This window comes from Devosia sp. (assembly GCF_028290645.1).
Taxonomy (GTDB): domain Bacteria; phylum Pseudomonadota; class Alphaproteobacteria; order Rhizobiales; family Devosiaceae; genus Devosia_A.
The window spans coordinates 1-20,316 of sequence record NZ_JAQGJL010000406.1 but is presented as its reverse complement, the minus strand read 5'-3'; the positions used below and the strand labels follow the sequence as shown (position 1 = coordinate 20,316).

The following is a 20,316-nucleotide window of genomic DNA, read 5'->3' as shown; positions in this document are numbered from 1 at the left end:
AGCGATCCCGGCCGTTGCTATTCGGCGGGGGCAGCAGCAGGGCGCTTGAACAGCAGGTCCTTGGCGGCCAGCACCGCGCCGGCGGTGATCAGCAGGCAGGCGATGAGGATCAGGTTGCTGTACTGCGCATAGCCGGTGAGGATCAGCACCAGTGTCGAGAGCAGCGGCGTCGAATAGGATCCGGCCCCGAGTACCTGGATGTCGCCGCGCTTCACCCCGATGTCCCAGACGTAGAAGGCGAGACCAACCGGGCCGAGGCCGAGGCCGATGAGCGCCGCCCATTGCCACGGGTTGGTCGGCCAGATGGTCGGCTCGAGCAGCAGGTGGCAGATGGCGGCCAGCAGCGCAGTGACCAGGCAGAAGCCCGCGATGGCGTCGCTCGATACCGCTGCGAAGCGGCGGGACAACACCGAGTAGACCGCCCAGATCACGGCGGCGCAGAGCGCTGCAGCATAGCCGAGGGTGTATTGCTGGTCGAAGCCAAACCCTTGGCCGCGGGTGACGACGAGCACCGCACCGGCCAGCGCGAGTACGCATCCGGCGATATGCTGCCATTTGAGGCGCTCGCCGGGGAGGAGAGCGGAGAACACCACGATCAGCAGCGGCCAGAGATAGTTGATCAGCCCGGCCTCGACCGGCGGCGCGTTCCTCAGCGCGAAGAAGTAGCAGAAGTGGTAGCCGAACAGCCCGCCGACGCCGAGCAACCAAACGGGCAGCGGCTGGCGCATCGCCTTGAGCGCGCCGGGCCGCAGCACCAGAAGCGACAATCCGCCGATGGCAAAGGTGACCGCGGTCAGCTGGAATGCCGGCACCTTGCCGCTCGCTGCCGTGAGGAAGGCCAGCAGCGACCAGAGCAGCACAGCCGAAAAGCCGATGAAGGTCGCGGTGGAGCGGGAGAGCGGGTTGGTCATCCGGCGCTTCTAGCGCGCGTCGGCGCCGTTGGGGAAGGGCGGGGTTGCAGGCTGCGGCATGGTTTCCTAGGTTTCGCCGCATGAGTTTCAGAGCCTCCGATCTTGTCGAACTGCGCCAGCGCCTCAACGGCGACTTCAGCTCCATCGAGAGCGAGGTGCTGGGAGAGAAGGCGTCCTCGCTAGGGCATCACGGCCGGCAGGTGGAGAAGGCGATGGGGGCGCTCAAGGCCTTCGATGCCGCGCCCGGGACGCCGGAGGAACGGATCGTGCTGCTGAAGGCGGCGGCGCGAGAGGTGTGGAAGTTCCTCGTGCAGCGCGAACTCTGCGGTTTGCGCGACCAGAGGGAGGTCATCCGGCAATACGGGATTCCGCCGGAGGTGATGGTGCGGTTGGGCGCGATCGAGCGGTGAACCCGCTCAGAGTGCTGACCTGGGAAATGTCGTCCGACTTGCGATGACGCGGTTCGGCTAAAGGTCGTAGCGACCGTGTCTTGACCGCTCCTTGGGCCTCTCCTACTGCTCCTCGGGACGAGGGGCTCGACGATGGACGTTAGACTATTGTGGTTGGCGCTGGGGGCATTTGCCGGCAGCGTCGAGAGTTCTCTTATCGTCAGCGTTCTTCCGGCCATCAGCGAGGAGACCGGGGTCACCGTTGCTCAGGCGGGCTACCTTATCTTCGGGTACTCGATCGCCTACGGAATCGGTACGCCGGTGTTGTCGACGATCTTCGGGCATGTCGACCGGCGGACGGTGGTGGCTGGCGCCGAGTTGCTGTTCGGGTTGATGGCATTGCTGCTCGGGCTGCTGCCGGGCTTCCTGATGCTGGTGCTGGCGCGCACGCTCCTGGCGTTTGGGGCGGGGCTTTTCACCTCGACCGCGCAATCCACCGCGGTGGCGCTGGCTGCGCCGGGAAAGCGCGGCAGCGCGATCTCTACCGTGGTGATGGGCGGCTCGATCGCCGTGGCGGTGGGTGCGCCGCTGGCTGCGCTGGCCGCCGAGTTTTTTGGGTGGCGGGTTGCCTATCTGGGGCTTGGGGTGCTCGCGATCCTCGCCTCGGCGACGATGTGGCTGAAGCTGCCCGGCGATATCCGTGGCGACCCGCGCAGCATCAGGGAGCGGCTCAGCGTGCTGAAGGTGCCCGGGGTGCCGATGACGCTCCTCACGTCGGGCATCGTGGTGCTCGCGACCTTCATCTTCTTCAACTACCTCGCGTCGGTGACCACCGACTTCCTGGGGATCGACCGGGTGCTGCTGCCACTGGTGATGTTCGCCTTCGGCATCGGGGCGATGGTGGGCAACCATTTCGGTGGCTACCTGTCGGACCGGATCGGCGGGAAGCGGACGGTGCTGGTGATCATCGGCCTGCTGATCGTGCTGCTCGCTTCGCTTCCGATGCTGGCCATGCTGCCGCGGCCTGCGATCCTGCCGGCGTTCTTTATCTACATGGTGCTCTACGGCGTGACGGCGTGGGGGTTCTTTCCCCCGCAGTTGCACCGGCTGGCCGCACTGGCTCCGGGGTCGGTGCCGCTATCGGCTTCCCTCAACCTCACCTCGATGAATATCGGCGGAGCGCTGTCGGCGCTGGTGGGCGGCCTCGTGCTCGAGAACCTGGGTATCGGCTATCTCGGCTGGTTCGGGGCCGCAGCAGCGGTTGTGGCGCTCGTCGTGGCCTATCTCGCGCCCGATGGGTGCGAGACGGCGCCAGAGGCGGCCTAGACCCGCTTGCCCTTGGGGCTGAGGGCCCAGGCCGCGAGCAGGATGATAAGGGCGAGCGTCGCCGGCAGCGCCGCCAGCCACGAATTACCGGCCGCCAGCACGGCGGCGCCCGCCCACATGATGGAGCTTAGCGCTTCCGAGATGGTGGCGGCGCGCGATGCGACCTGGCGGCGGCGAAACATGGCGCGCCGCATCGGCACGCGGAACCAGAGCTGGATGGCCGTGGCGGAACTGGCCGAGACGGCAACGAAGATCGCCGTGATCCAGGCGAGATCCCACGACGCGATCCAGACCAGCAACAGCAGTGGCGCGAAGATCACCGCGACCGAGCAGAGCACCGCCTCGATCTTGGCGACCAGAACGGCGCGCGGGTGGATCGGCGCGGTAACCACGAGATCGTGCGCGTCCTCGCCCGAGATGGCGAGCCAGGAGAGGCCGCCGGCGAGTTGCCCCGCGGCCATGACGATCACCGGGATCACCACGACATAGGTGCCGGCGCTCTGGCCGTAGGACACCCACAGCAGCAGTGCGGGCGGGAACAGGTAGAGGATCTGCATCAGCGTCTGGCTGAGCAGCCAGGGGTCGCGGCGCAGCAGCTTCCACTCCTTCACCCGCAGCGCATGGCGCTGGGAAGATTTGCGGAAAGGGCGGGTGGAGGCCGTCTGCTGCACGCGGGTGGCCGAGACGCCCGCGGCGGCGATGGCGTGCTGGGCGAAGCTGCCTGAAGTCAGGCGGATGACGAGGGCAAGAGCGCCGAAACCGATCGCCACGACCAGCAGCGTGGCGCCAAGATCGCCCAGGGCGGCCTTGGCGGGAAGCCAAAGCAGACTCGATAGATCGGGGGTGGCGGCCACGAACTCCGGCGATTGCAGCACCGAGAAACGGTTCATGTTGCCGAAACTGAGGATGGCTACGGCCTGGATGCCGATGACGAAACCGGCGCCGACGATGCCGGCGATGATCTGGGCGACCAGCCGGGTGCGCGCCGGCCCGATGCTGCGGAAGAGGCCGACCGTCACCAGCACCGAGATCGCGGCGGCGAGGGCGCCGAGGCCGGCGAGGACGCCATAGGCGGCGAGCCATCGGGGGCCTTCGTAGGCGACGATGACGTTGATGATCGGGCTGGCGAGGAGGCAGGCGAGCAGCACGGTCGCGAAAGCGGTGGCGCCGGTGCGCACGGCAAAGACGCTGGCCGACGAGGCAGGGGAGCTCAGGATCAGGTCGAGATCCGAGCGCGAATAGTAGGCGCGGGTGACCGATTCGAGCGCCTGGCTCAGCATCACGGTCCAGAACAGGAAGCCGGTGCCGGTGACGAGGACCAGCGTCGGCTTGTCGCTGTTGATGCCGTCACTGATCCAGGGCCCGAGCAGCGCGTTGGCGAGGAAATGAAGGCCGAGGTAGAAGAGCGCCAGGGTTGCGAACAGCACGAAGCCGCGCACCTTGCGGCCGCCGGTGGTCATGGCCAGCCAGTCGCGCCAGGCGAGGCGGAACTCGTGGGCGGCAAACCAGGAAAGCGTCGCGGGCGTGCTCATCAGGCGGCGACACCGGCGATGTCGGCTTCCTTCTGGCCGACCAGATCGAGGAAGATTTCCTCGAGCGTCGTTTCGCGGCCGATCCTGGCGCGCAGTTCCGTCAGCGTACCCTCGGCCACGAGGCGGCCGTGGTTGATGACGCCGATCCGCTCGGCCATGCGCTCGGCGACTTCGAGGATATGGGTGGTCATGATCACGGTGACCCCCGCCGCCACCTTCTGCTTGAGCACGTCCTTGACCTGCCGGGCGGAGCCCGCGTCGAGGCCGGTGAGCGGCTCGTCGAGGATGATGAGGCGCGGGTCGTGCACCAAGGCGCCAGCGAGGGCGACCTTCTGCAGCATGCCCTTACTGAACCCGCCGCAGCGCTCATTGGCGTGCGGCCGGAGGCCCAGCCAGTCGATCAGTTCGTTCGAATGCCGCTCGGCCTCGCGCGCATCGATGCGCCAGAGGCCGGCGACGAACTCGAGATATTCGAGGGGAGTCAGGCGGTCGTAGACCATCGGCTCGTCGGAGACCCAAGCGACGATGGACTTCGTGGCGATCGGATCCTTCTCCGTGTCGATGCCGTAGACCGAGATCGAGCCGGCGTCGGGTTTCAGGAGCCCCGCGACCATGCGGAGGATGGTGGTCTTGCCGGCGCCGTTGGGGCCGAGCAGGGCGTAGAATTCGCCCGCCTTCACCTTCAGCTCGAGATCGATGACGACCGGACGGTCGAAGCTCTTCTTGAGCCCTGAGATGTCGAGGGCAAAATCGGGGGTCGGCATGCGAGGCTCCGGTGCGTTGTCCGGACCTTATGCGGCGTGCGTTGCCGTGGAGTGAACCGGATCGGTTAAGAACGATTGACCGGAACCCTGTGCGCTCCCGTCCGTTAAGTCTGCGAGCTACAACAATAAAGGAGCCAGTAAATGGCTGATCGCGAAACTATCATCGACAACCGGGGTAGCGGCGTGGGCATTATCGCCGGCATCGTTCTGGTGGCAGTGCTGGTCATCGGTTTCTTCGTGTTCTTCAACAATAATGGCGGCGGGAGTCGCACCGTTGATGTCGACGTTCCGGCAGTAACGGTCGACGTGAAGCCCGACGGGCAGTAACCGACAATTCCATTTCGAAAACGGGCGGCCACGGGTCGCCCGTTTTCTATTGCGGTCCAGCGGGATCGACGATGCCCCCAATGCAGCCCCCGTCCGTAGGGCGGGCGGCGCGGATGAGCTTGCCGAGGTTTGGAGTGTCGCCGGGCGTGCCCCATAGGCCGATAGTGATCTCGCTGATGATGCGGCGCTTGCCGTCGGTGTCGCAGGCGATCCGCACGCGCTGACCGGCCCCGGTGCCGAAGCTGTCGTCGAAGGCGGTGCGGATCTCATCGCGAGTCAGGGTCTTGCCGATATTGTCGGCGAAGAGATCGCGCACGTTCGAGGCGTTGAGGGCGTCGAGCAACAGCGCGGCGGTGCTGTAGTAGCGCGATTGATCGGCGCCGAAGCAGGTGCCGTGCTTGATCCATTCGTGCCGCTCGAGCTGGGAGCGCGTACCGGGCATCACCTCGTCGAGCACCTTCTGCAGCGCCGGATCGAGTTCCACCGGCGGCAGTTGCGACCAGCGACCGTCGCGGTCGAGCTGTTCGAGGTTGGCGGAGACACTGCAGTACTCGTCGGTGGGCCACAGGCCGTGCAGCGAGAAATGGCTGGCGTCGAACCTGCTCCTGCCGAGTTGCGCGCATTCGGGCTTGCCCCTGGCCGTCTCGCAGAAGGCCGGCTGCCAGCTTGCCGCGAGGACCAGGAACTGGTCGGAAGACCCTGACTTGGCCGGAGGTTTCGCCTCAGGAGCGGGCGCGGTCGGGGCAGTGGTGCTGGTCCCTGCCGGCGGGGCGTTGGCCGGTCTCAGCCACAGGAAGACTGCCCCGCCAATGAGGAAGGCGAGCAGCAGGGCGGCGAGGAGCCTTGGATTCATTCGCTCAGCGCTGCGTCACGTATCCATCCGGCACACCCCGCGTCGACAGCACGAACTGCCAGACCTGCAGCACCTTGGCGCGGAAGCCGCCGGCGCAGCAGAGGAGGTAGTATTTCCAGAGGCGATAGAAGCGCTCCTCCTCTGGGGTGCGATCCTTCTTCCAGTTGCGATCGAAATTCTCGTACCAGGCGCAGAGCGTCTTGTCGTAGTGGGGGCCGATATTGTGCATGTCGATGACGCTGAAGAGGCCATCGATGGCCTTGCCGATCTGCGCCATCGAGGGGATGACGCCGCCGGGGAAGATGTACTTTTCCAGCCAGGCTTCGATGGTCTCGCTCGACCATTGCGAGCCGATGGTGTGCATCATGAACAGCCCGTCGTCCTTGATGACGCTGTGCGCCTTCTCGAAATAGGTGCGGTAGTTCTTGTGTCCGACGTGCTCGAACATGCCCATCGAGACGACATGGTCGGTCTTGCCCTCAAACAGGCGGTAGTCCTTGACCTGGAACTCGACGGGCAGGTCTTTGTACCGCTCGCGGCCATAGGCGGCCTGGTCGGGCGAGACGGTGACGCCCACGCAGTTGGCGCCGTACCGCTCGGCGGCGAAGCCCATGAAGGCGCCCCAGCCGCAGCCGATGTCCCAGACGGTCTGGCCCGGCTGCAGCCCGACCTTGCGGCAGACCATGTCGAGCTTGGCTTCCTGCGCCTCGTCGACATTGGTGACGCCCTCCGGCCAGTAGCCGCATGAGCCCGTCATGCGCTTGTCGAGCGAGGCCTTGTAGGCCTCGGTCTGGTTGTAGTGCATGTCGGCGACGCGCTTCGAACGCGCCACGCTCTGCATGTTCATCATCCGGGCCTGGACGATCTGCCAGATGAGGTTGGGGGTGGGGCGCACGCCCTGGGGCACCCGCGAACGCAGGACGCGGTTGAAGAACTCCGCCATGTCGGCGACGTCCCAGAGGCCGTCCATGTAGGCTTCGCCGAGGCCCAGGGTTCCCTGGCCGTAGAGGCGGGTCCAGAACTCCGGTGAGTGGATCTGCGGGTCCCAAGGATTGGACCCATTGAGGGTGATGTCCGCCTCCTTGAGGAGGACTTCCATTTGTGGGGTGGCTCCCATCGTATCCCTGCTCAGTCAAAACGATAACCGGGGAAGCCAATGCTCGCGGGAAAGGCAAGTCAAGGGCGGCAGCGTCAGGTGAGGGTGGAGCGGTGCGCCGGGCGCTCAAACTGTACCTCTCACCCTGACCCTCTCCCTTTAGGGAGAGGGTCGATGGGCGAGACCGAAGACTACAGCGTGATGCGATAGACGCCGAAGCCGTCCTCGTTGTTGTCACCGGTCGACTCGATCTTCACGGCGGTGACGTCGGAGAGGTGCTCGGCGGCTTTCGGGCCGGTTTCGAACAGCACGGTGCCGCCGATCGGGGCGAGGGACCAGTTGCTGTCGGCCTTGGGCTCGATGGTCTTCTGCTCGACGATGTAGCGCACGATGATGTCGCGGTTGGTGTCGGGACCCTTGAAGACGATCTTGTCGGGGCCGATGCCCGGGAAGCCGCCGCCACCGCCGGCGCGATAGTTGTTGGTGGCGACGACGAACTTTTGCTCCGGATCGATCGGCTTGCCGTCGAACTGGAGATCAAGGATGCGGCTTTCGGTATTGCCGATGTCCTCGCCCTTGGGGCCGTATTTCGCCGGCTTGCTGACGTCGATCTTGTAGGTGACGCCGTCGATCACGTCGAAATTGTAGGCCGGGAAATCGAGGTTGATGAGCGGTTGGTCGGTGCTGCCGGCGGCGACCTGGTTGAAGATGCCGGCCGAGCGGTCGAGCCAGTTCTGCACGTCCTGGCCGGTGATCACCACGGCCTGGATGGTGTTGGGGTAGAGGTAGAGGTCGGCGACGTTCTTGATGGCAACCGGACCCACCGGCACGTCGGTGTAGTAGTCCGGACCGCCACGGCCGCCGGCCTTGAACGGAGCGGCGGCGGAGAGGATGGGCAGGGCCTCGTATTCGGTGCCCTTCATCATCTGCTCGAGGTACCACTTCTGCGCGATGTTCACGATCTGCACGGACGGATCGTCGGCGACGAGCGCGAAGTAGGAGTGGAGCGGCGCCGCGGTCTCGCCGACGGGGCGGCGGACGTAGGCGAGGGTCTCGTCGTGGTCATCCTGCGCGGCGGCGAGCACGCCGGCGACGCTTTCGACCAGCGGCTTCACCTTGCCGTCGACACGCTCGAAGATCGGGCGCGCTTCGGCGGTGTGCGAGACGACGGTCCACTTGCCGTCATCGGCTTTCTCGAGCAGCAGGTCGATGAGGCCCATGTGAGAGCCCCAGAAGCCGGCCATGACGGCAGGCTTGCCGGCGAGCGTGCCGGCGGTGAGGTCGGCGCCTTCGAGGCCCTCGAAGTCCTTGGAGTTCGGGAATACGAGGTGCTGGTGGCCGGTGACGATAACGTCGAGGCCATCGACGGCGGCGAGCTGCAGCGCGGCATTCTCGGACTTCGGACCGGCGTCGGTGGCGATGCCGGAGTGGCAGAGCGCCACGACGAGGTCGGCGCCTTCGGCGCGCATCTTCGGGATATAGGCCTTGGCGGTCTCGACGATGTCGCGGGTGTCGACCTTGCCGGCGAGGTGGCTGTTGTCCCAGGTCATGATCTGTGGCGGCAGGAAGCCGATGAAGCCGAGCTTGATGGTCTGCTTGACGCCGGCGCCGTCGGTCAGCTCTTTTTCGACGATCTTGTAGGGGGCGATATAGGTGGTGTCCGCGAGAGGGTCGGCGCCGAGCTCGCCCTTGACGAGGTTGGCCGAGACGATCGGGAAGTTGGCGGCGGCAATCGCGGCGTCGAGGAACTCGAGGCCGTAGTTGAACTCGTGGTTGCCGAGCGTGCCGACCTCGTAGCCCAGCGTATTCATCGCGGCGATGATCGGGTGGGGCTCGTTGGTCAGGCCCTTCTCATAGGCGATGTAATCGCCCATCGGGTTGCCCTGGATGACGTCGCCATTGTCGATAAGGATCGAGTTGCCGGCTTCGGCACGGATCGAATCGATGATCGCGGCGGTCCGGGCGAGGCCCAGCGTGTCGTTGGGCGCGTCGGCATAATAATCGTAGGGGAAGACCGCGACGTGGAGGTCGGTGGTCTCCATCAGGCGCAAATGGGCCTGGCCGGCTGCAGCCTGCACCGCGAAGGGGTGCAGCACCACGGCGGCGCCGAGCGTTGCCGAGCCGGCGAGGAAGGCGCGGCGGGAAATTGAGTAATTGTAGTTCATTGACGTCTCCCACAACATTACGAGAAGTCATCGCCTCGCGGAACAACCCGCCCGCTGGCCGGTTATCCGGCATGGCGATGGATGGCCTCAGATGCCGCCGCCGCGTGACGTTGCAATGACGACGGCGATTGTGACAGTGGCCTTTGCAGACCATCCGGTCAAATTTGCCGCAGAAGGCTGAATGGCAGTACGATCCGCTGCCGGTCCAAGGGAGACTCCAGATGAAGTGGCAAGGGCGTGAGCGCAGTTCTAATATCGAGGACCGGCGCGGCCAGGGTGGTGGCGGCTTTGGCGGCAACCTCGGAGGTCTCGGCACCGGCCGTATCCCGATGGGCCGGGCCGGTGGCGGGGGATTGGGGCTTATCGGCATCATCGTTGTGCTGGGTATCATCTGGTTCGTCACGGGCCAGAACCCGCTCGACATGGTGACGGGCAATGGCGGCTCGGTGGCGCCGCAAAGCCAGCAGTGGTCGCCCTCCTCGAATGCCGGGCAGGACGAACTCGCCGGGTTCGTCGGCGTGGTGGTCAAGGATACCGAGAATCTGTGGACTGATGTGTTCAAGCAGAACAACCTGACCTATCGGCCCCCGAAGGTGGTGCTGTTCAGCGATGCCACGCAGTCGGCGTGCGGCGTGGCGCAGTCGGCATCGGGGCCATTCTACTGCCCCAACGACAAGTCGGTCTACATCGACCTGGCGTTCTACGACCAGCTCCGCCAGCAGTTCGGCGCGCCGGGCGATTTCGCGCAGGCCTATGTGATCGCGCATGAGATCGGCCATGCCGTGCAGGACCAGACGGGCATCCTGCCCGAGTTCAACCAGAAGCGCGGCTCGATGAGCCAGGAGCAGCAGAACGCCTACTCGGTGAAGGTCGAGCTGCAGGCCGATTGCTACGCCGGGGTTTGGGCCAATTACGTCAACCGCGAAAACTATCTCGAGCAGGGAGACGTCGAGGAGGCGATCAAGGCGGCCAACCAGATCGGCGACGACACGCTGACGCGCGGCCAGGTTTCATCGCGCAATTTCACGCACGGCACCTCCGAGCAGCGCATGGCGTGGCTGAAGAAGGGCATGCAGACCGGCGACGTCAGCCAGTGCGACACGTTCCAAGGCAGCAACTAGCGAGCTCGAAGGCCTGGCGTGACGATGCAAGGACATCTCGGCGGATTCCGGATCGAACGATTCTTCGACGACGGAACGTATCCAAACAGCCGCCTGCCACTGCTGTTCTACGAGGCCGCGTTGCCGCGCGGCGAGGCCAGCCCCGAGGCGATGGAGGCGCTGTTCGAGGCCAATGGCTGGCCGCCGGCGTGGCGCGCCTCGGTATTCACCTATCACCACTATCACTCGACGGCGCATGAGACGCTGGGCGTGGCGCGCGGATCGGCGCGCCTGATGCTGGGCGGGCCGGAGGGGCGGGAGTTCGATGTCGATCCCGGCGACGTGATCGTCATTCCGGCGGGCGTTGCGCACCGGCGGCTCGACTCGAGCAGCGATTTCCTCGTCGTCGGGTGTTACCCGCCGGGCCAGACCTGGGATCTGCTGCGCGGCGAATCGGGTGATCGGCCGATGGCCGACCACAACATTGCGCGGGTGCCGAAGCCCACGTCCGACCCCGTCGGCGGCCGCCTCGGGCCGCTCGTTTCGCACTGGCTCTAGCCGGTAAAACCATCGGAAACGCATAGCATCCCCAATGGGTTCCACGTTTCCCGCTGTTCCAGCCGTCCCCTGAAATGGCCAGCAATTGATCGCGCAGGAGCCGCTATCCGGCCGGTTTGCGATCACATTCCGGCTTAGTCTGCTGACCTGCGGATGGCGTTGAGGCCTTTCGCCGATGCCGGGCCACCGGCGTCGACTGACGTTCACATGGAAGGAAAAGACTCCATGAAGAAGATCCTGATCACTCTCGCGGCCATTGGCCTTTCCTCGGCGGCGTTCGCCCAGGCAGCGGCCATCACCTTTCCGTCCGTCGATACGGACACCAGCGCCGGCGTAAGCCTCGCTGAGGCGCAGGTGGCTTGGCCCGATCTGACGCAGGAAGCGTTCGACGCTGCCGATGCGAACAAGGATGGTTCGCTCGACCAAGCGGAATTTGACGCCTACCTGGCGACTCTGCCGGCCCCGGCCGCGCAGTAAGCAGGTTTCGACCAGCCAAGGTCAGGGGGGTCGTCCGGCAACGGGCGACCCCTTCGCTATGAGGGGTTATTCCGCCGACTTGGCGTGCTCGGTGACTTCCGGCAGTCCCTTCTGGGCGCGCACCAGATTGAGGAAGCGGGTGAACAGGTAGTGGCTGTCGTGCGGGCCGGGGCTGGCTTCGGGGTGGTATTGCACCGAGAAGATCGGCTTGCCCTCGACCTCGAGCCCGGCATTGGAGCCGTCGAAGAGGGAGACATGGGTCTGTTTGACGTTGGCCGGGAGGCTCTCGGTGTCGACGGCGAAGCCGTGGTTCATCGAGGTGATCTCGACCTTACCGGTGGTCAGGTCCTTCACCGGGTGGTTGGCGCCGTGATGGCCCTGGTGCATCTTCTGCGTCTTGCCGCCCACGGCGAGACCGAGCAGCTGGTGGCCGAGGCAGATCCCGAACATCGGCTTGCCGGTTTCCATCAAGGTTCTGATTGTCGGCACCGCGTATTTCCCCGTTGCGGCCGGATCACCCGGGCCGTTGGAGAGGAAGATACCATCAGGATTGTGGGCGAGGACATCTTTCGCCGTGGCAGTCGCGGGGACCACGGTGACTTTCGCGCCCTGGTCGGCGAGCTGGCGCAGGATGTTGCGCTTGGCGCCGTAGTCGATGGCGACGACGTGGAACTGGGGGTTCTCCAGCCGGCCATAGCCACCCGTCCGGGTCCAGGGGGTCTGGTCCCAGTGGTAGGTCTGCGCGGTGGTGACTTCGCGGGCGAGGTCGAGGCCTTCGAGGCCAGGGAAGTTCCTGAGCTCGGCCTGCATGGACGGCTCGTGGAAATAGCCATCCGGCGAATGGGCGATGACGCCGTTCGGCATGCCGTGCTCGCGGATACGGGCCGTAAGTGCCCGGGTGTCGATGCCGGCGATGCCGATGATGTTGCGCTTCTTCAGCCAGGCATCGAGCTTTTCGACGGCGCGGTAGTTCGAGGGGTTGGTGATGTCGGCGCGCAGCACGCAGCCGCGGATGCCCGAGAGCGCGGCCATGTTGACCGTCTCGATGTCCTCGTCATTGGTGCCGACATTGCCGATGTGCGGGAAGGTGAAAGTGATGATCTGTCCGGCATAGGAGGGATCGGTGAGGATCTCCTGGTAGCCGGTCATCGCGGTATTGAAGCACACCTCGCCCGCCGAGTGTCCGATGGCGCCGATGCCATGACCTTCGAGGCGGGTGCCGTCCTCGAGCAGCAGGAGGGCGGTCGCAGGTTTTTGCTGCCAGCCGGTCATGGCGGGGCTCCAAGGGTTCGGGTCGGTGTCGGTTGAGGGCTCTCATTAGAAGGGGGCCCGCCCAAGCGCAAGTGGCGCCTAGGCATTATTGCGCTATATGGGACCGGCAAAGCGGGGGGACAAGACGCGATGACGAGTGCGATCGGGCGGGAAATAGGGACGGTTTTCGTGCCGGTGCGCGATATCGAAGCGGCGCGGGACTGGTACCGTGGCCTGCTCGGGCTGGAGCCCGGCGGTGAGATCCTGTTCGGGCATCTGCACGTCGTGCCGATGCGGGCCGGCAGCGGGCTGGTGCTGGACAGCAGGGATTTTGCGGGACCGCATGACAACAAGCCCGTCTTCCATTTCAATACGTCCGACATTCATGCCGCCCGTGCGCAGGTACTGGCGCTTGGCGCGCAGAGCGTCGGACCGGTGACGGACGGGGTGTTCTTCACCTTCAAGGACCCCGACGGAAATCTGACGATGGTGGCCGACGTGCCGCCCGCACCAAGGAGTTAGCGAATGCGTGAAGCGATCAGCGAGGGCTACAAGACGGCGCTCAAGGCGGGCGACAAGCGGCGCACGGCGACGTTGCGCGCGGTCAATGCCGCGATCAAGGACAAGGACATCGATGCGCGCGGGCAGGGCAAGGGCCCGCTCAGCGACGAGGATGTGCTGGTGCTGCTGCAGAAGATGGTGAAGCAGCGCGAGGAATCGCTCGGCATCTACGAGAAGGCCGGGCGCGAGGACCTGGCGGTGGTGGAGCGCGAGGAGATCGCGATCCTCAACGAGTTCCTGCCCAAGGGGCTGAGCGACGCCGAGGTGGAGGAGGCGATCCGTGCCGCCATCGCCAAGACCGGCGCGGCCGGGGGCAAGGACATGGGCAAGGTCATCGCCTCGCTGAAGGCGGACTATCCGGGGCGGATCGATTTCTCAAAGGCCTCGGGGAAGGTGAAGGCGGCACTGGGTTAAGCTGTCACCACCTGCCGCCGCCGTTCAAGCCGCCACGAGAGGCTGGCGGTGCCTGCCGCGAGCAGGCTCGTCACCACGCCGACGGCGGGGATATCGGCATAGCTGACGCCGCTGCTGAGCAGCATGGCGCCGATGAAGGCGCCGGCGGCGATGCCGATGTTGAAGGCGGTCGAGATCAGCGACGAGGCGAGGTTGGGGGCGGCGTGGGCGGCGTGGATGACGCGCGCCTGCAGAGGGGTGGAGAAGGCGAAGCCGAGGACGGATGAGCCAAGGAGGTTCACCGTCATCCAGACCTTGTCGTGCATGGCAAAGAGCATGGTGAAATAGAGCAGCGACTGCAGAAGCAGCACCGTGATCAGGGTCGGCATCGGCCTCCAGTCGGTGCCACGGCCGCCGAGATAGATGCCCAGCACTGAGCCGAGGCCGCCGATCAGGAGGTAGATCGGGATGATGTCGACCGGGAGACCGGTGACGTTGAGCATGATCGGCACCTGGTAGGTGCCGAAGGCGAGGGCGCCGACCATGACGAGGCCGATGGTGAGGTAGGAGAGCCAGACCTCCTGGTGCCGGAGTTCGCGGACCTGTTCGCCGAAGGTGGCGTGCCGTTCGCCGGCGACGCGCGTATCGGGAATGCGGAGGAAAAGGACGATCGCCGCGATGGCGCCGAGCAGCGCGACGGCGAGGAAGGTGACCCGCCAGCCATAGTGGAGGCCGATGGCGCTGCCGCCGGGGAGACCGAGCAGGTTGGCGACGGTGATGCCGCTTACGAACAGTGACAGGGCGCCACCCCGGCGCTCCGGCGGGACGAGAGCGGTGACGACGATATTGCCGGCGCCGAAGAACACGCCGTGGGCGGCGGCGGAGAGCAGGCGCGCCGCGAGCAGCAGGCCGTAGTCCGGGGCCATGGCGCAGATCACCTGCGAGATCGAGAACAGGGCGATCACGGCGATCAGCACGTTGCGCTGCGAGAAGCGCGAGGTGAATACCGTGATCACCGGGCCGCCAATGGCGACGCCGATGGCGTAGGCGGTGACCAGGAGGCCGGCGACGGGGATCGAGACTGCGAGGTCCCCGGCCAGCGCCGGCAGGATGCCGGAGATGACGAACTCAGCCGAGCCAACGGCGAAGGCGGCGAGCGCCAGGGCATAGATGGCAATCGGCATAAGAAAATCCTCAAATCAACAAAGCGCGGGACAGGATCATGCCGGACCGCGCGATGCAAGCACCGGTGGCCTGGGCCCGATATGGTTTTGGCCCGGGCTCGAAAGGGACTAACCTGCGACAAAGTGAAACGAGGAGGGGAGGATGGCGACGGAGGCTCGATTCAACTGGCCGGGCATCTTCGCGGCGATCCGCGGCGTTCTGATGCTGGCGGGCGGACTGTTCGCACTCTTCGCGCCGCAGCTGGCGCTGGCGACCCTGGTATGGGTGGGCGGAATCATCGTCATCATCGACGGCGCGCTCGGGCTGTGGGGGTTGCTGTTTGGCGGGCGGACGAGCCCACGCCTCGGCGTTTCGGTAACCCGGCATATCCTAGCGATCCTCGCCGGCGTCCTGATCGTGGCGTTCCCCACCCTGGCTTCCTCGATAGGTATCTCGGCGCTGGTGATCACGGTGGGGGTGATCATGGTGCTGGCCGGGGCGTTCGCGCTCTACGTAACGGTGAGTGGTCGCAGCGTGATGCGCGAGGGGACGTTCTGGCCCGAGATGCTGAGCGCCGGGGCGTACCTGCTGTTCGGCCTGCTGCTGATCTTCATGCCGCTCAGCAGCGCCATGGTGCTGGTGAGCATCGTCGGCGTGCTGATGATCCTCTATGGACTGTTTCAGCTGTATATCGCCTGGCAATTGAGGGGGCTCGGCGCGAGCGTCTGAGCGGACCTGCCCACGCGCCCGACTGGCCTGGGCCATCGGGGTTTTCTTGTCAGTGGGGAATCGCGCGGAGACAAGTGGGCCGCACTTTTTTGCGAGACCGTCGCGGCCCCTCGGTCCCCCACGGCGAGGCGCAGGGGCCGAGCTTTTTCAGCGGCTCCCTACGTCCGGCCGCTGCGAGGCGTGGAGTTCGATTTCCGCGTTGAAGGCGGCGCCCAGGACGAGGATCTGGGCGGAGTTGTAGAGCCAGAGGAGCAGCACCACGGCGGCGGAGACCGAGCCGAAGGTGGCTTCGTAGTTGCCCCAGTTCTCGACATAGATGGAGAAGATCGCGCCGGCGAGCAGCCAGAGGAGGGAGGCGAGGATGGCGCCGGGCCAGATGTAGCGGAATTTTCGCGGGTGGCGGTCGGGCCCCCAGCGGTAGAGCGCCCCGAGCACCAGCACGCTCAAGATGAGCATGATGGGCCAGCGCAGCGCCAGGACGACCATCTCCTCGCCCGACGGCCAGGGGATCAGCGCCGGCAGGCCCGCGACGGTAACCAGTGCGAGGACGAGGAAGATGCCGCCGCCCAGGCTGAGGCCCACGGCGTAGAGGAGCGAGAGGAAGAAGCCGCGCTTGCCCTTTTCCCGGCGCACCCGCGACATGGCGAAGAGCAGGGCGTCGACGCCGCGGGAGCTGCTCCAGAGCGTCAGTGGGATCGAGATGAGGAGGCCGATGCCGAGGGCCGTCGGAGGCTGCGAGGCGAGGAGCTTCAGCTGCTCGGCGGCGATGTCGAGGGCCATGTCGGGGACGATGTAGCGCACGCTCTCGATGGTCTCGGCCACCAGCGCGCGATCGGCGAAGATGCCGTAGATCAGAGCGACGGTGGCGATGGCCGGAAAGAACGACAGGAAGCCGAAGAATGCTGCTGCGGCACAGCGGGGAGAGGTGTCCGGGTCGGTGAAATAGGATTTGAGCGTGCCGAAGACGACGTTCTTCCAGCGCTCGAAAGTGCTGGGATGCTCGGCAGAGGTGTCGAGGGAGGCCATGCAGCGGGACCCGTGTTGCTCAGTTCTCAACGGTCCAACTGCGACAGGGTTGCTCCGGGGTGGGCTTCGGCAGACCAGAGCCTGTGGACAGTGAACCTCGACGGTGACTTTGCACGGTCCAGCGCCTAACTATCGGCCATGCGCTTTTCCGACGGCTTCCTCGATGAGATCAGGCAGCGGCTACCTATCTCCCAGGTGGTTGGCGAGCATGTCATCTGGGACAAGCGCAAGAGCCAGCCGCAGCGCGGCGACATGTGGGCGTGCTGCCCGTTCCACGGCGAAAAGAGCCCGAGTTTCCACGCCGATGACCGGCGCGGCATCTATCACTGCTTCGGCTGCGGGGTGTCGGGGGACCATTTCCGCTTCCTGACCGAGAAGGCCGGGATGAGCTTTCCCGAGGCGGTGGAAAAGCTTGCCGGGATGGCGGGCGTGCCGATGCCGGCTCGCGACGAGCGCGAGGAGGCGCGGCAGGAGAGCCGGCGCTCGCTCTACGACGTGATGGAGATCGCGACGCAGTATTTCGAGGCGGCGCTGAGCCACAATATCGGGGCGCGGGCGCGCGGCTATCTCAACGAGCGCGGGGTGAGCGCGGCGGCGCAGACGCGGTTCCGTCTGGGTTATTCGCCCGACAGCGCCAACGGGCTGAAGGAGCATCTCGCCGCCAATGGGGTGACGGCGCAGGAGATGGTGGATGCGGGGCTGGTGGTGGTGCGCGAGGAGTCGCCGCTGCCCTATGACCGGTTCCGCAACCGGGTGATGTTCCCGATCACCGATTTCCGCGGCAAGGTCATTGCCTTCGGCGGGCGGGCGATGTCGGCGGACGTGCCGGCCAAGTACCTCAACTCGCCGGAGACCGAGCTCTTCAAGAAGCGCATGACGCTCTACAACGGCCAGACGGCGCGCGAGGCGGCGCGTGCCGGCAAGTCGGTGATCGTGGTCGAGGGCTATCTCGACGTGATCGCGGCGGTGACGGCGGGGTTCGAGGGGACGGTGGCGCCGCTCGGCACGGCGCTGACCGAGGAGCATCTGCAGATGCTGTGGCGGATGAGCGACGAGCCGGTGCTCTGCTTCGATGGCGACGGGGCGGGGCAGCGGGCGGCGGCGCGGGCGACGGAGATCGTGTTGCCGCACCTGCAGCCGGGGCGGACGGTGAAGATCGCGACGCTGCCCGAGGGGCAGGACCCGGACGACCTGATCAAGGCCGAGGGGCGTGGGGCGTTTGCCGAGGTGATCGACCGGGCCCGCTCGCTGTCGGACGTGATCTGGAGCATCGAGACGGGCGGCATCGTGCCGGAGACGCCGGAGGCGCGGGCGGCGCTCGAATCGCGGCTCAGGGCGCGGGCCGGGGCGATCGGTGAGGCTTCGGTGAAGCGGCACTACATGCAGGCGTTCGACGAGAAGCTCTCGGCATTCTTCGCCCCGGTACGCAACCAGCGCTGGGAGCGGCGGGACGGTGGCCAGCGCGGCAACGACAAGCGGGGTGGCCGCAACGGCGGCAACCAGTTCGCCGGCCGGGGCAGCCCGCGCGTGGTGGTGTCGGACACGCTCAGGAACTCACGGCTGCTGAAGCCGGGCAGGGGGCTCGACGCGACGCCGCGCGAGGCGGCGATCCTGATGACGCTGGTGAACCATCCGGCGCTGGCCGACAGCCGGCTCGAATCACTTGCGTCGCTGGAGCTGTCGTCGCCGACCTCGCGGAACCTGCTCGGGGCGCTTCTCGACCTTGTGACGCGCGATCACGAAATCAGCGCGGAGGCGCTTAATGCCGCATTGGGGGTGCGGGGGTTCGGCGACCAGATCGAGAAAATGCGGGATTTGCTCGCCCGGCAGGGGGTATGGCAGAGCGGGGCGGAGATCGCCGATCCGGACGCCGAGATCGGAATACGTCATGCGCTGGCCTTGCATTACAAATCCGTTGAGCTAAATAAGGCTCTCAAGGCAGCCGAATTGGCGCTGGGCGACGACCCGAGCGAGGAAACATTCGAACGGCTGCGGGACATCCAGAACCAGATCACCACCGTCGATGGCACAGAGGCATTGATCGAAGGGTTTGGTTCGTTATCAGGGCGCGCGACACGCAGTTTCTAGACGAAACGGCGGGTACGCGCGATTTCGCTTATGGGCGAATCAGTTCCGGGTGACGAACTAGTGACGGCACGGCGTAAACCGTCGCGCCAGCCATTCTCTTTACGATGCATCAAGCCGTGACCACTTAACGACTATCGGCGCCCACCCCCTATCGGGCCCCCGGAGCAGCAGCTAGATGGCCACCAAGGCAGCGACCCAGACCAAGACAAAAGACGCAGAGAAGCCGGAAGTTGCCGGTGCAGCAGGAGGCGAGGCGCCTGACAGCCCGCTGCTCGACCTATCCGATGCCGCCGTAAAGAAGTTGATCAAGACCGCGAAGAAGCGCGGTTACGTCACCTATGAAGAGCTGAACGCCGTGCTGCCATCGGAGGAAGTCACCTCCGAGCAGATCGAGGACATCATGGCGATGTTCTCGGACATGGGCATCAATGTCGTCGACGAGGACGAGGTCGAAGAGGCCGAGCCCGATACCCCAGAAGAGGAATCGACCGAACTCGCCGAGCGCACCGGTACGGCGGTCGCATCGAAATCCAATACCCGCGAAGGCAGCGACCGGACTGATGATCCGGTGCGCATGTACCTGCGCGAGATGGGCTCGGTGGAGCTGCTCAGCCGCGAGGGCGAAATCGCTATCGCCAAGCGCATCGAGGCCGGCCGCGAGACGATGATCGAGGGGCTGTGCGAGAGCCCGCTGACCTTCCAGGCCATCATCATCTGGCGCGACCAGTTGGCGAATGCCGAAATCCTGTTGCGCGACATCATCGACCTCGAGGCGACCTATGCCGGCCCCGACGCCAAGCAGGCGGCGCCGGTGATGCCGTCCGAGATCGAGCGCCCGGCTTCGGTCAGGGAAGAGCCAAAGCCCGCCGCGAAGCCCGCGCCCCGCGCGCGCAGCGGCGACGAGGATGACGACTACGTTCCCGAGGAGCCGCAAGCGCCGCAGGATCCGGTCGAGGACGAGGACGACGATTTCGAGAACTCGCTGTCGCTTTCGGCGATGGAAGCCGAGCTGAAGCCGCAGGTGGTCGAGACCTTCGACCGCATCGCCGAAGCCTATGGCAAGATGCGCAAGATGCAGGACCGGCACGCCGAGGACCGCATCGCCGGCAATGCTCCTGCCACGGCTTCCGACCTCAAGAAGCTCGAGGGTCTGCGCTCCGAAGTGATCACCGACGTGAAGTCGCTGTCGCTCAACCAGAGCCGCATCGAGAGCCTCGTCGAGCAGCTCTACGACATCAACAAGCGCCTCGTCCGGCTGGAAGGCCGGCTGCTGCGCCTCGCCGAGAGCTATGGCGTGAAGCGCGAGAGCTTCCTCGAAGCCTATTATGGAAGCGAACTCGACCAGAACTGGATCGAGACGGTCTCGACGCGCGAGGGCAAGGGCTGGGCGGAGTTCGCCAAGCGCGAAGTCGATACGGCCAACGAGCTGCGCGGCGACATCCAGACGCTGGCGACGGAAACTGGTCTCGATATCGCAGAGTACCGCCGCATCGTTCACAAGGTGCAGAAGGGCGAGCGCGAAGCAGCGATCGCCAAGAAGGAGATGGTGGAAGCCAACCTTCGCCTGGTGATCTCGATCGCCAAGAAATACACGAACCGCGGCCTG

The 20,316-nt window shown here is 65.7% G+C and carries 20 protein-coding genes; 11 read left to right on the top strand and 9 right to left on the bottom strand.

Annotated features, from left to right (window positions below; genetic code table 11):
• Positions 1-17 precede the first annotated feature (17 nt).
• Complete coding sequence (locus JWQ89_RS21570; RefSeq protein WP_299644595.1) at positions 18-911, bottom strand: EamA family transporter; 894 nt, start codon at positions 909-911, stop codon at positions 18-20.
• Positions 912-991: 80 nt separating this feature from the next.
• On the opposite strand from JWQ89_RS21570, the gene JWQ89_RS21565 reads away from it, so the two are divergent.
• Together JWQ89_RS21565 and JWQ89_RS21560 are read left to right on the top strand one after the other, a co-directional pair.
• Positions 992-1,321: a DUF6665 family protein gene (locus JWQ89_RS21565; protein WP_299644593.1), complete on the top strand. Its 330-nt coding sequence runs from the start codon at positions 992-994 to the stop codon at positions 1,319-1,321.
• Positions 1,322-1,453: 132 nt separating this feature from the next.
• Positions 1,454-2,626 (top strand): MFS transporter, encoded by a 1,173-nt coding sequence (locus JWQ89_RS21560; protein ID WP_299644591.1) that lies wholly within the window; start codon positions 1,454-1,456, stop codon positions 2,624-2,626.
• Here JWQ89_RS21560 and JWQ89_RS21555 read toward each other — a convergent pair.
• Positions 2,623-4,158, bottom strand: a complete 1,536-nt coding sequence (locus JWQ89_RS21555; protein ID WP_299644588.1) for a permease — start codon at positions 4,156-4,158, stop codon at positions 2,623-2,625. The genes JWQ89_RS21560 and JWQ89_RS21555 overlap by 4 nt on opposite strands.
• Positions 4,158-4,922 carry an ABC transporter ATP-binding protein gene (locus JWQ89_RS21550; RefSeq protein WP_299644587.1) on the bottom strand — a complete coding sequence of 255 codons (765 nt, stop codon included), beginning with the start codon at positions 4,920-4,922 and terminating at the stop codon, positions 4,158-4,160. Before JWQ89_RS21550 ends, JWQ89_RS21555 begins: the two co-directional genes overlap by 1 nt.
• A gap of 141 nt (positions 4,923-5,063) precedes the next feature.
• Here JWQ89_RS21550 and JWQ89_RS21545 point away from each other — a divergent pair, with 141 nt between their 5' ends.
• Entirely contained in the window at positions 5,064-5,249 is a 186-nt protein-coding gene (locus JWQ89_RS21545; protein WP_299644585.1) for a hypothetical protein, read from the top strand.
• A 46-nt stretch (positions 5,250-5,295) separates the two neighbouring features.
• On the opposite strand, the gene JWQ89_RS21540 is transcribed toward JWQ89_RS21545, so the two are convergent.
• The 3 genes from JWQ89_RS21540 to JWQ89_RS21530 all read right to left on the bottom strand — a co-directional run bounded on the left by JWQ89_RS21540 (position 5,296) and on the right by JWQ89_RS21530 (position 9,363).
• Positions 5,296-6,102: a ribonuclease gene (locus tag JWQ89_RS21540; RefSeq protein WP_299644582.1), complete on the bottom strand. Its 807-nt coding sequence runs from the start codon at positions 6,100-6,102 to the stop codon at positions 5,296-5,298.
• Positions 6,103-6,106: 4 nt separating this feature from the next.
• Positions 6,107-7,201, bottom strand: a complete 1,095-nt coding sequence (gene cfa, locus JWQ89_RS21535) for a cyclopropane fatty acyl phospholipid synthase (RefSeq protein ID WP_299644580.1) — start codon at positions 7,199-7,201, stop codon at positions 6,107-6,109.
• 188 nt (positions 7,202-7,389) lie between these two features.
• Complete coding sequence (locus JWQ89_RS21530; protein WP_299644578.1) at positions 7,390-9,363, bottom strand: bifunctional 2',3'-cyclic-nucleotide 2'-phosphodiesterase/3'-nucleotidase; 1,974 nt, start codon at positions 9,361-9,363, stop codon at positions 7,390-7,392.
• Positions 9,364-9,584: 221 nt separating this feature from the next.
• Between JWQ89_RS21530 and JWQ89_RS21525 the strand changes: the two genes are divergently transcribed.
• The 3 genes from JWQ89_RS21525 (at position 9,585) to JWQ89_RS21515 (ending at position 11,498) form a co-directional block, all read left to right on the top strand.
• On the top strand, positions 9,585-10,484 hold the full coding sequence (locus JWQ89_RS21525) for a neutral zinc metallopeptidase (protein WP_299644576.1): 900 nt from the start codon (positions 9,585-9,587) through the stop codon (positions 10,482-10,484).
• 24 nt (positions 10,485-10,508) lie between these two features.
• Complete coding sequence (locus JWQ89_RS21520; RefSeq protein WP_299644574.1) at positions 10,509-11,021, top strand: cupin domain-containing protein; 513 nt, start codon at positions 10,509-10,511, stop codon at positions 11,019-11,021.
• A 225-nt stretch (positions 11,022-11,246) separates the two neighbouring features.
• The gene (locus JWQ89_RS21515; protein ID WP_299644572.1) at positions 11,247-11,498 is read left to right on the top strand and encodes a hypothetical protein; all 252 of its coding nucleotides are present in this window, start codon (positions 11,247-11,249) and stop codon (positions 11,496-11,498) included.
• A 66-nt stretch (positions 11,499-11,564) separates the two neighbouring features.
• Here JWQ89_RS21515 and carA read toward each other — a convergent pair whose 3' ends face one another.
• Positions 11,565-12,770 carry a glutamine-hydrolyzing carbamoyl-phosphate synthase small subunit gene (gene carA, locus JWQ89_RS21510; protein ID WP_299644570.1) on the bottom strand — a complete coding sequence of 402 codons (1,206 nt, stop codon included), beginning with the start codon at positions 12,768-12,770 and terminating at the stop codon, positions 11,565-11,567.
• A gap of 129 nt (positions 12,771-12,899) precedes the next feature.
• On the opposite strand from carA, the gene JWQ89_RS21505 reads away from it, so the two are divergent.
• Together JWQ89_RS21505 and JWQ89_RS21500 are read left to right on the top strand one after the other, a co-directional pair.
• A complete protein-coding gene (locus JWQ89_RS21505) occupies positions 12,900-13,271 on the top strand; it encodes a VOC family protein (protein ID WP_299644567.1) in 372 nt (123 codons plus the stop codon).
• A gap of 3 nt (positions 13,272-13,274) precedes the next feature.
• Positions 13,275-13,724, top strand: coding sequence for a GatB/YqeY domain-containing protein (locus tag JWQ89_RS21500; protein ID WP_299644564.1), 450 nt, complete (start codon positions 13,275-13,277; stop codon positions 13,722-13,724).
• On the opposite strand, the gene JWQ89_RS21495 is transcribed toward JWQ89_RS21500, so the two are convergent.
• Positions 13,721-14,887 (bottom strand): MFS transporter, encoded by a 1,167-nt coding sequence (locus JWQ89_RS21495; RefSeq protein WP_299644562.1) that lies wholly within the window; start codon positions 14,885-14,887, stop codon positions 13,721-13,723. The two genes, JWQ89_RS21500 and JWQ89_RS21495, sit on opposite strands and share 4 nt — an antisense overlap.
• 142 nt (positions 14,888-15,029) lie before the next feature.
• On the opposite strand from JWQ89_RS21495, the gene JWQ89_RS21490 reads away from it, so the two are divergent.
• The gene (locus tag JWQ89_RS21490; protein ID WP_299644561.1) at positions 15,030-15,596 is read left to right on the top strand and encodes a DUF308 domain-containing protein; all 567 of its coding nucleotides are present in this window, start codon (positions 15,030-15,032) and stop codon (positions 15,594-15,596) included.
• 147 nt (positions 15,597-15,743) lie between these two features.
• Here JWQ89_RS21490 and JWQ89_RS21485 read toward each other — a convergent pair whose 3' ends face one another.
• Positions 15,744-16,622 carry a YihY/virulence factor BrkB family protein gene (locus JWQ89_RS21485; RefSeq protein ID WP_299644559.1) on the bottom strand — a complete coding sequence of 293 codons (879 nt, stop codon included), beginning with the start codon at positions 16,620-16,622 and terminating at the stop codon, positions 15,744-15,746.
• Positions 16,623-16,760: 138 nt separating this feature from the next.
• Here JWQ89_RS21485 and dnaG point away from each other — a divergent pair, with 138 nt between their 5' ends.
• Complete coding sequence (gene dnaG / locus JWQ89_RS21480; RefSeq protein ID WP_299644556.1) at positions 16,761-18,710, top strand: DNA primase; 1,950 nt, start codon at positions 16,761-16,763, stop codon at positions 18,708-18,710.
• A 175-nt stretch (positions 18,711-18,885) separates the two neighbouring features.
• Positions 18,886-20,316, top strand: a 1,431-nt coding sequence (locus tag JWQ89_RS21475; RefSeq protein ID WP_299644554.1) for an RNA polymerase sigma factor region1.1 domain-containing protein, incomplete at its 3' end; no start/stop codon positions are given.

Coding starts and splice junctions, on each gene's coding strand:
- JWQ89_RS21490 (WP_299644561.1), top strand. CDS start 15,030: ATGGCGACGGAGGCTCGATTCAACTGGCCGGGCATCTTCGCGGCGATC.
- JWQ89_RS21555 (WP_299644588.1), bottom strand. CDS start 4,158: ATGAGCACGCCCGCGACGCTTTCCTGGTTTGCCGCCCACGAGTTCCGC.
- JWQ89_RS21560 (WP_299644591.1), top strand. CDS start 1,454: ATGGACGTTAGACTATTGTGGTTGGCGCTGGGGGCATTTGCCGGCAGC.
- JWQ89_RS21525 (WP_299644576.1), top strand. CDS start 9,585: ATGAAGTGGCAAGGGCGTGAGCGCAGTTCTAATATCGAGGACCGGCGC.
- JWQ89_RS21545 (WP_299644585.1), top strand. CDS start 5,064: ATGGCTGATCGCGAAACTATCATCGACAACCGGGGTAGCGGCGTGGGC.
- dnaG (WP_299644556.1), top strand. CDS start 16,761: ATGCGCTTTTCCGACGGCTTCCTCGATGAGATCAGGCAGCGGCTACCT.
- JWQ89_RS21565 (WP_299644593.1), top strand. CDS start 992: ATGAGTTTCAGAGCCTCCGATCTTGTCGAACTGCGCCAGCGCCTCAAC.
- carA (WP_299644570.1), bottom strand. CDS start 12,770: ATGACCGGCTGGCAGCAAAAACCTGCGACCGCCCTCCTGCTGCTCGAG.
- JWQ89_RS21550 (WP_299644587.1), bottom strand. CDS start 4,922: ATGCCGACCCCCGATTTTGCCCTCGACATCTCAGGGCTCAAGAAGAGC.
- JWQ89_RS21515 (WP_299644572.1), top strand. CDS start 11,247: ATGAAGAAGATCCTGATCACTCTCGCGGCCATTGGCCTTTCCTCGGCG.
- JWQ89_RS21570 (WP_299644595.1), bottom strand. CDS start 911: ATGACCAACCCGCTCTCCCGCTCCACCGCGACCTTCATCGGCTTTTCG.
- JWQ89_RS21520 (WP_299644574.1), top strand. CDS start 10,509: ATGCAAGGACATCTCGGCGGATTCCGGATCGAACGATTCTTCGACGAC.
- JWQ89_RS21505 (WP_299644567.1), top strand. CDS start 12,900: ATGACGAGTGCGATCGGGCGGGAAATAGGGACGGTTTTCGTGCCGGTG.
- JWQ89_RS21495 (WP_299644562.1), bottom strand. CDS start 14,887: ATGCCGATTGCCATCTATGCCCTGGCGCTCGCCGCCTTCGCCGTTGGC.
- JWQ89_RS21500 (WP_299644564.1), top strand. CDS start 13,275: ATGCGTGAAGCGATCAGCGAGGGCTACAAGACGGCGCTCAAGGCGGGC.
- cfa (WP_299644580.1), bottom strand. CDS start 7,201: ATGGAAGTCCTCCTCAAGGAGGCGGACATCACCCTCAATGGGTCCAAT.
- JWQ89_RS21540 (WP_299644582.1), bottom strand. CDS start 6,102: ATGAATCCAAGGCTCCTCGCCGCCCTGCTGCTCGCCTTCCTCATTGGC.
- JWQ89_RS21485 (WP_299644559.1), bottom strand. CDS start 16,622: ATGGCCTCCCTCGACACCTCTGCCGAGCATCCCAGCACTTTCGAGCGC.
- JWQ89_RS21530 (WP_299644578.1), bottom strand. CDS start 9,363: ATGAACTACAATTACTCAATTTCCCGCCGCGCCTTCCTCGCCGGCTCG.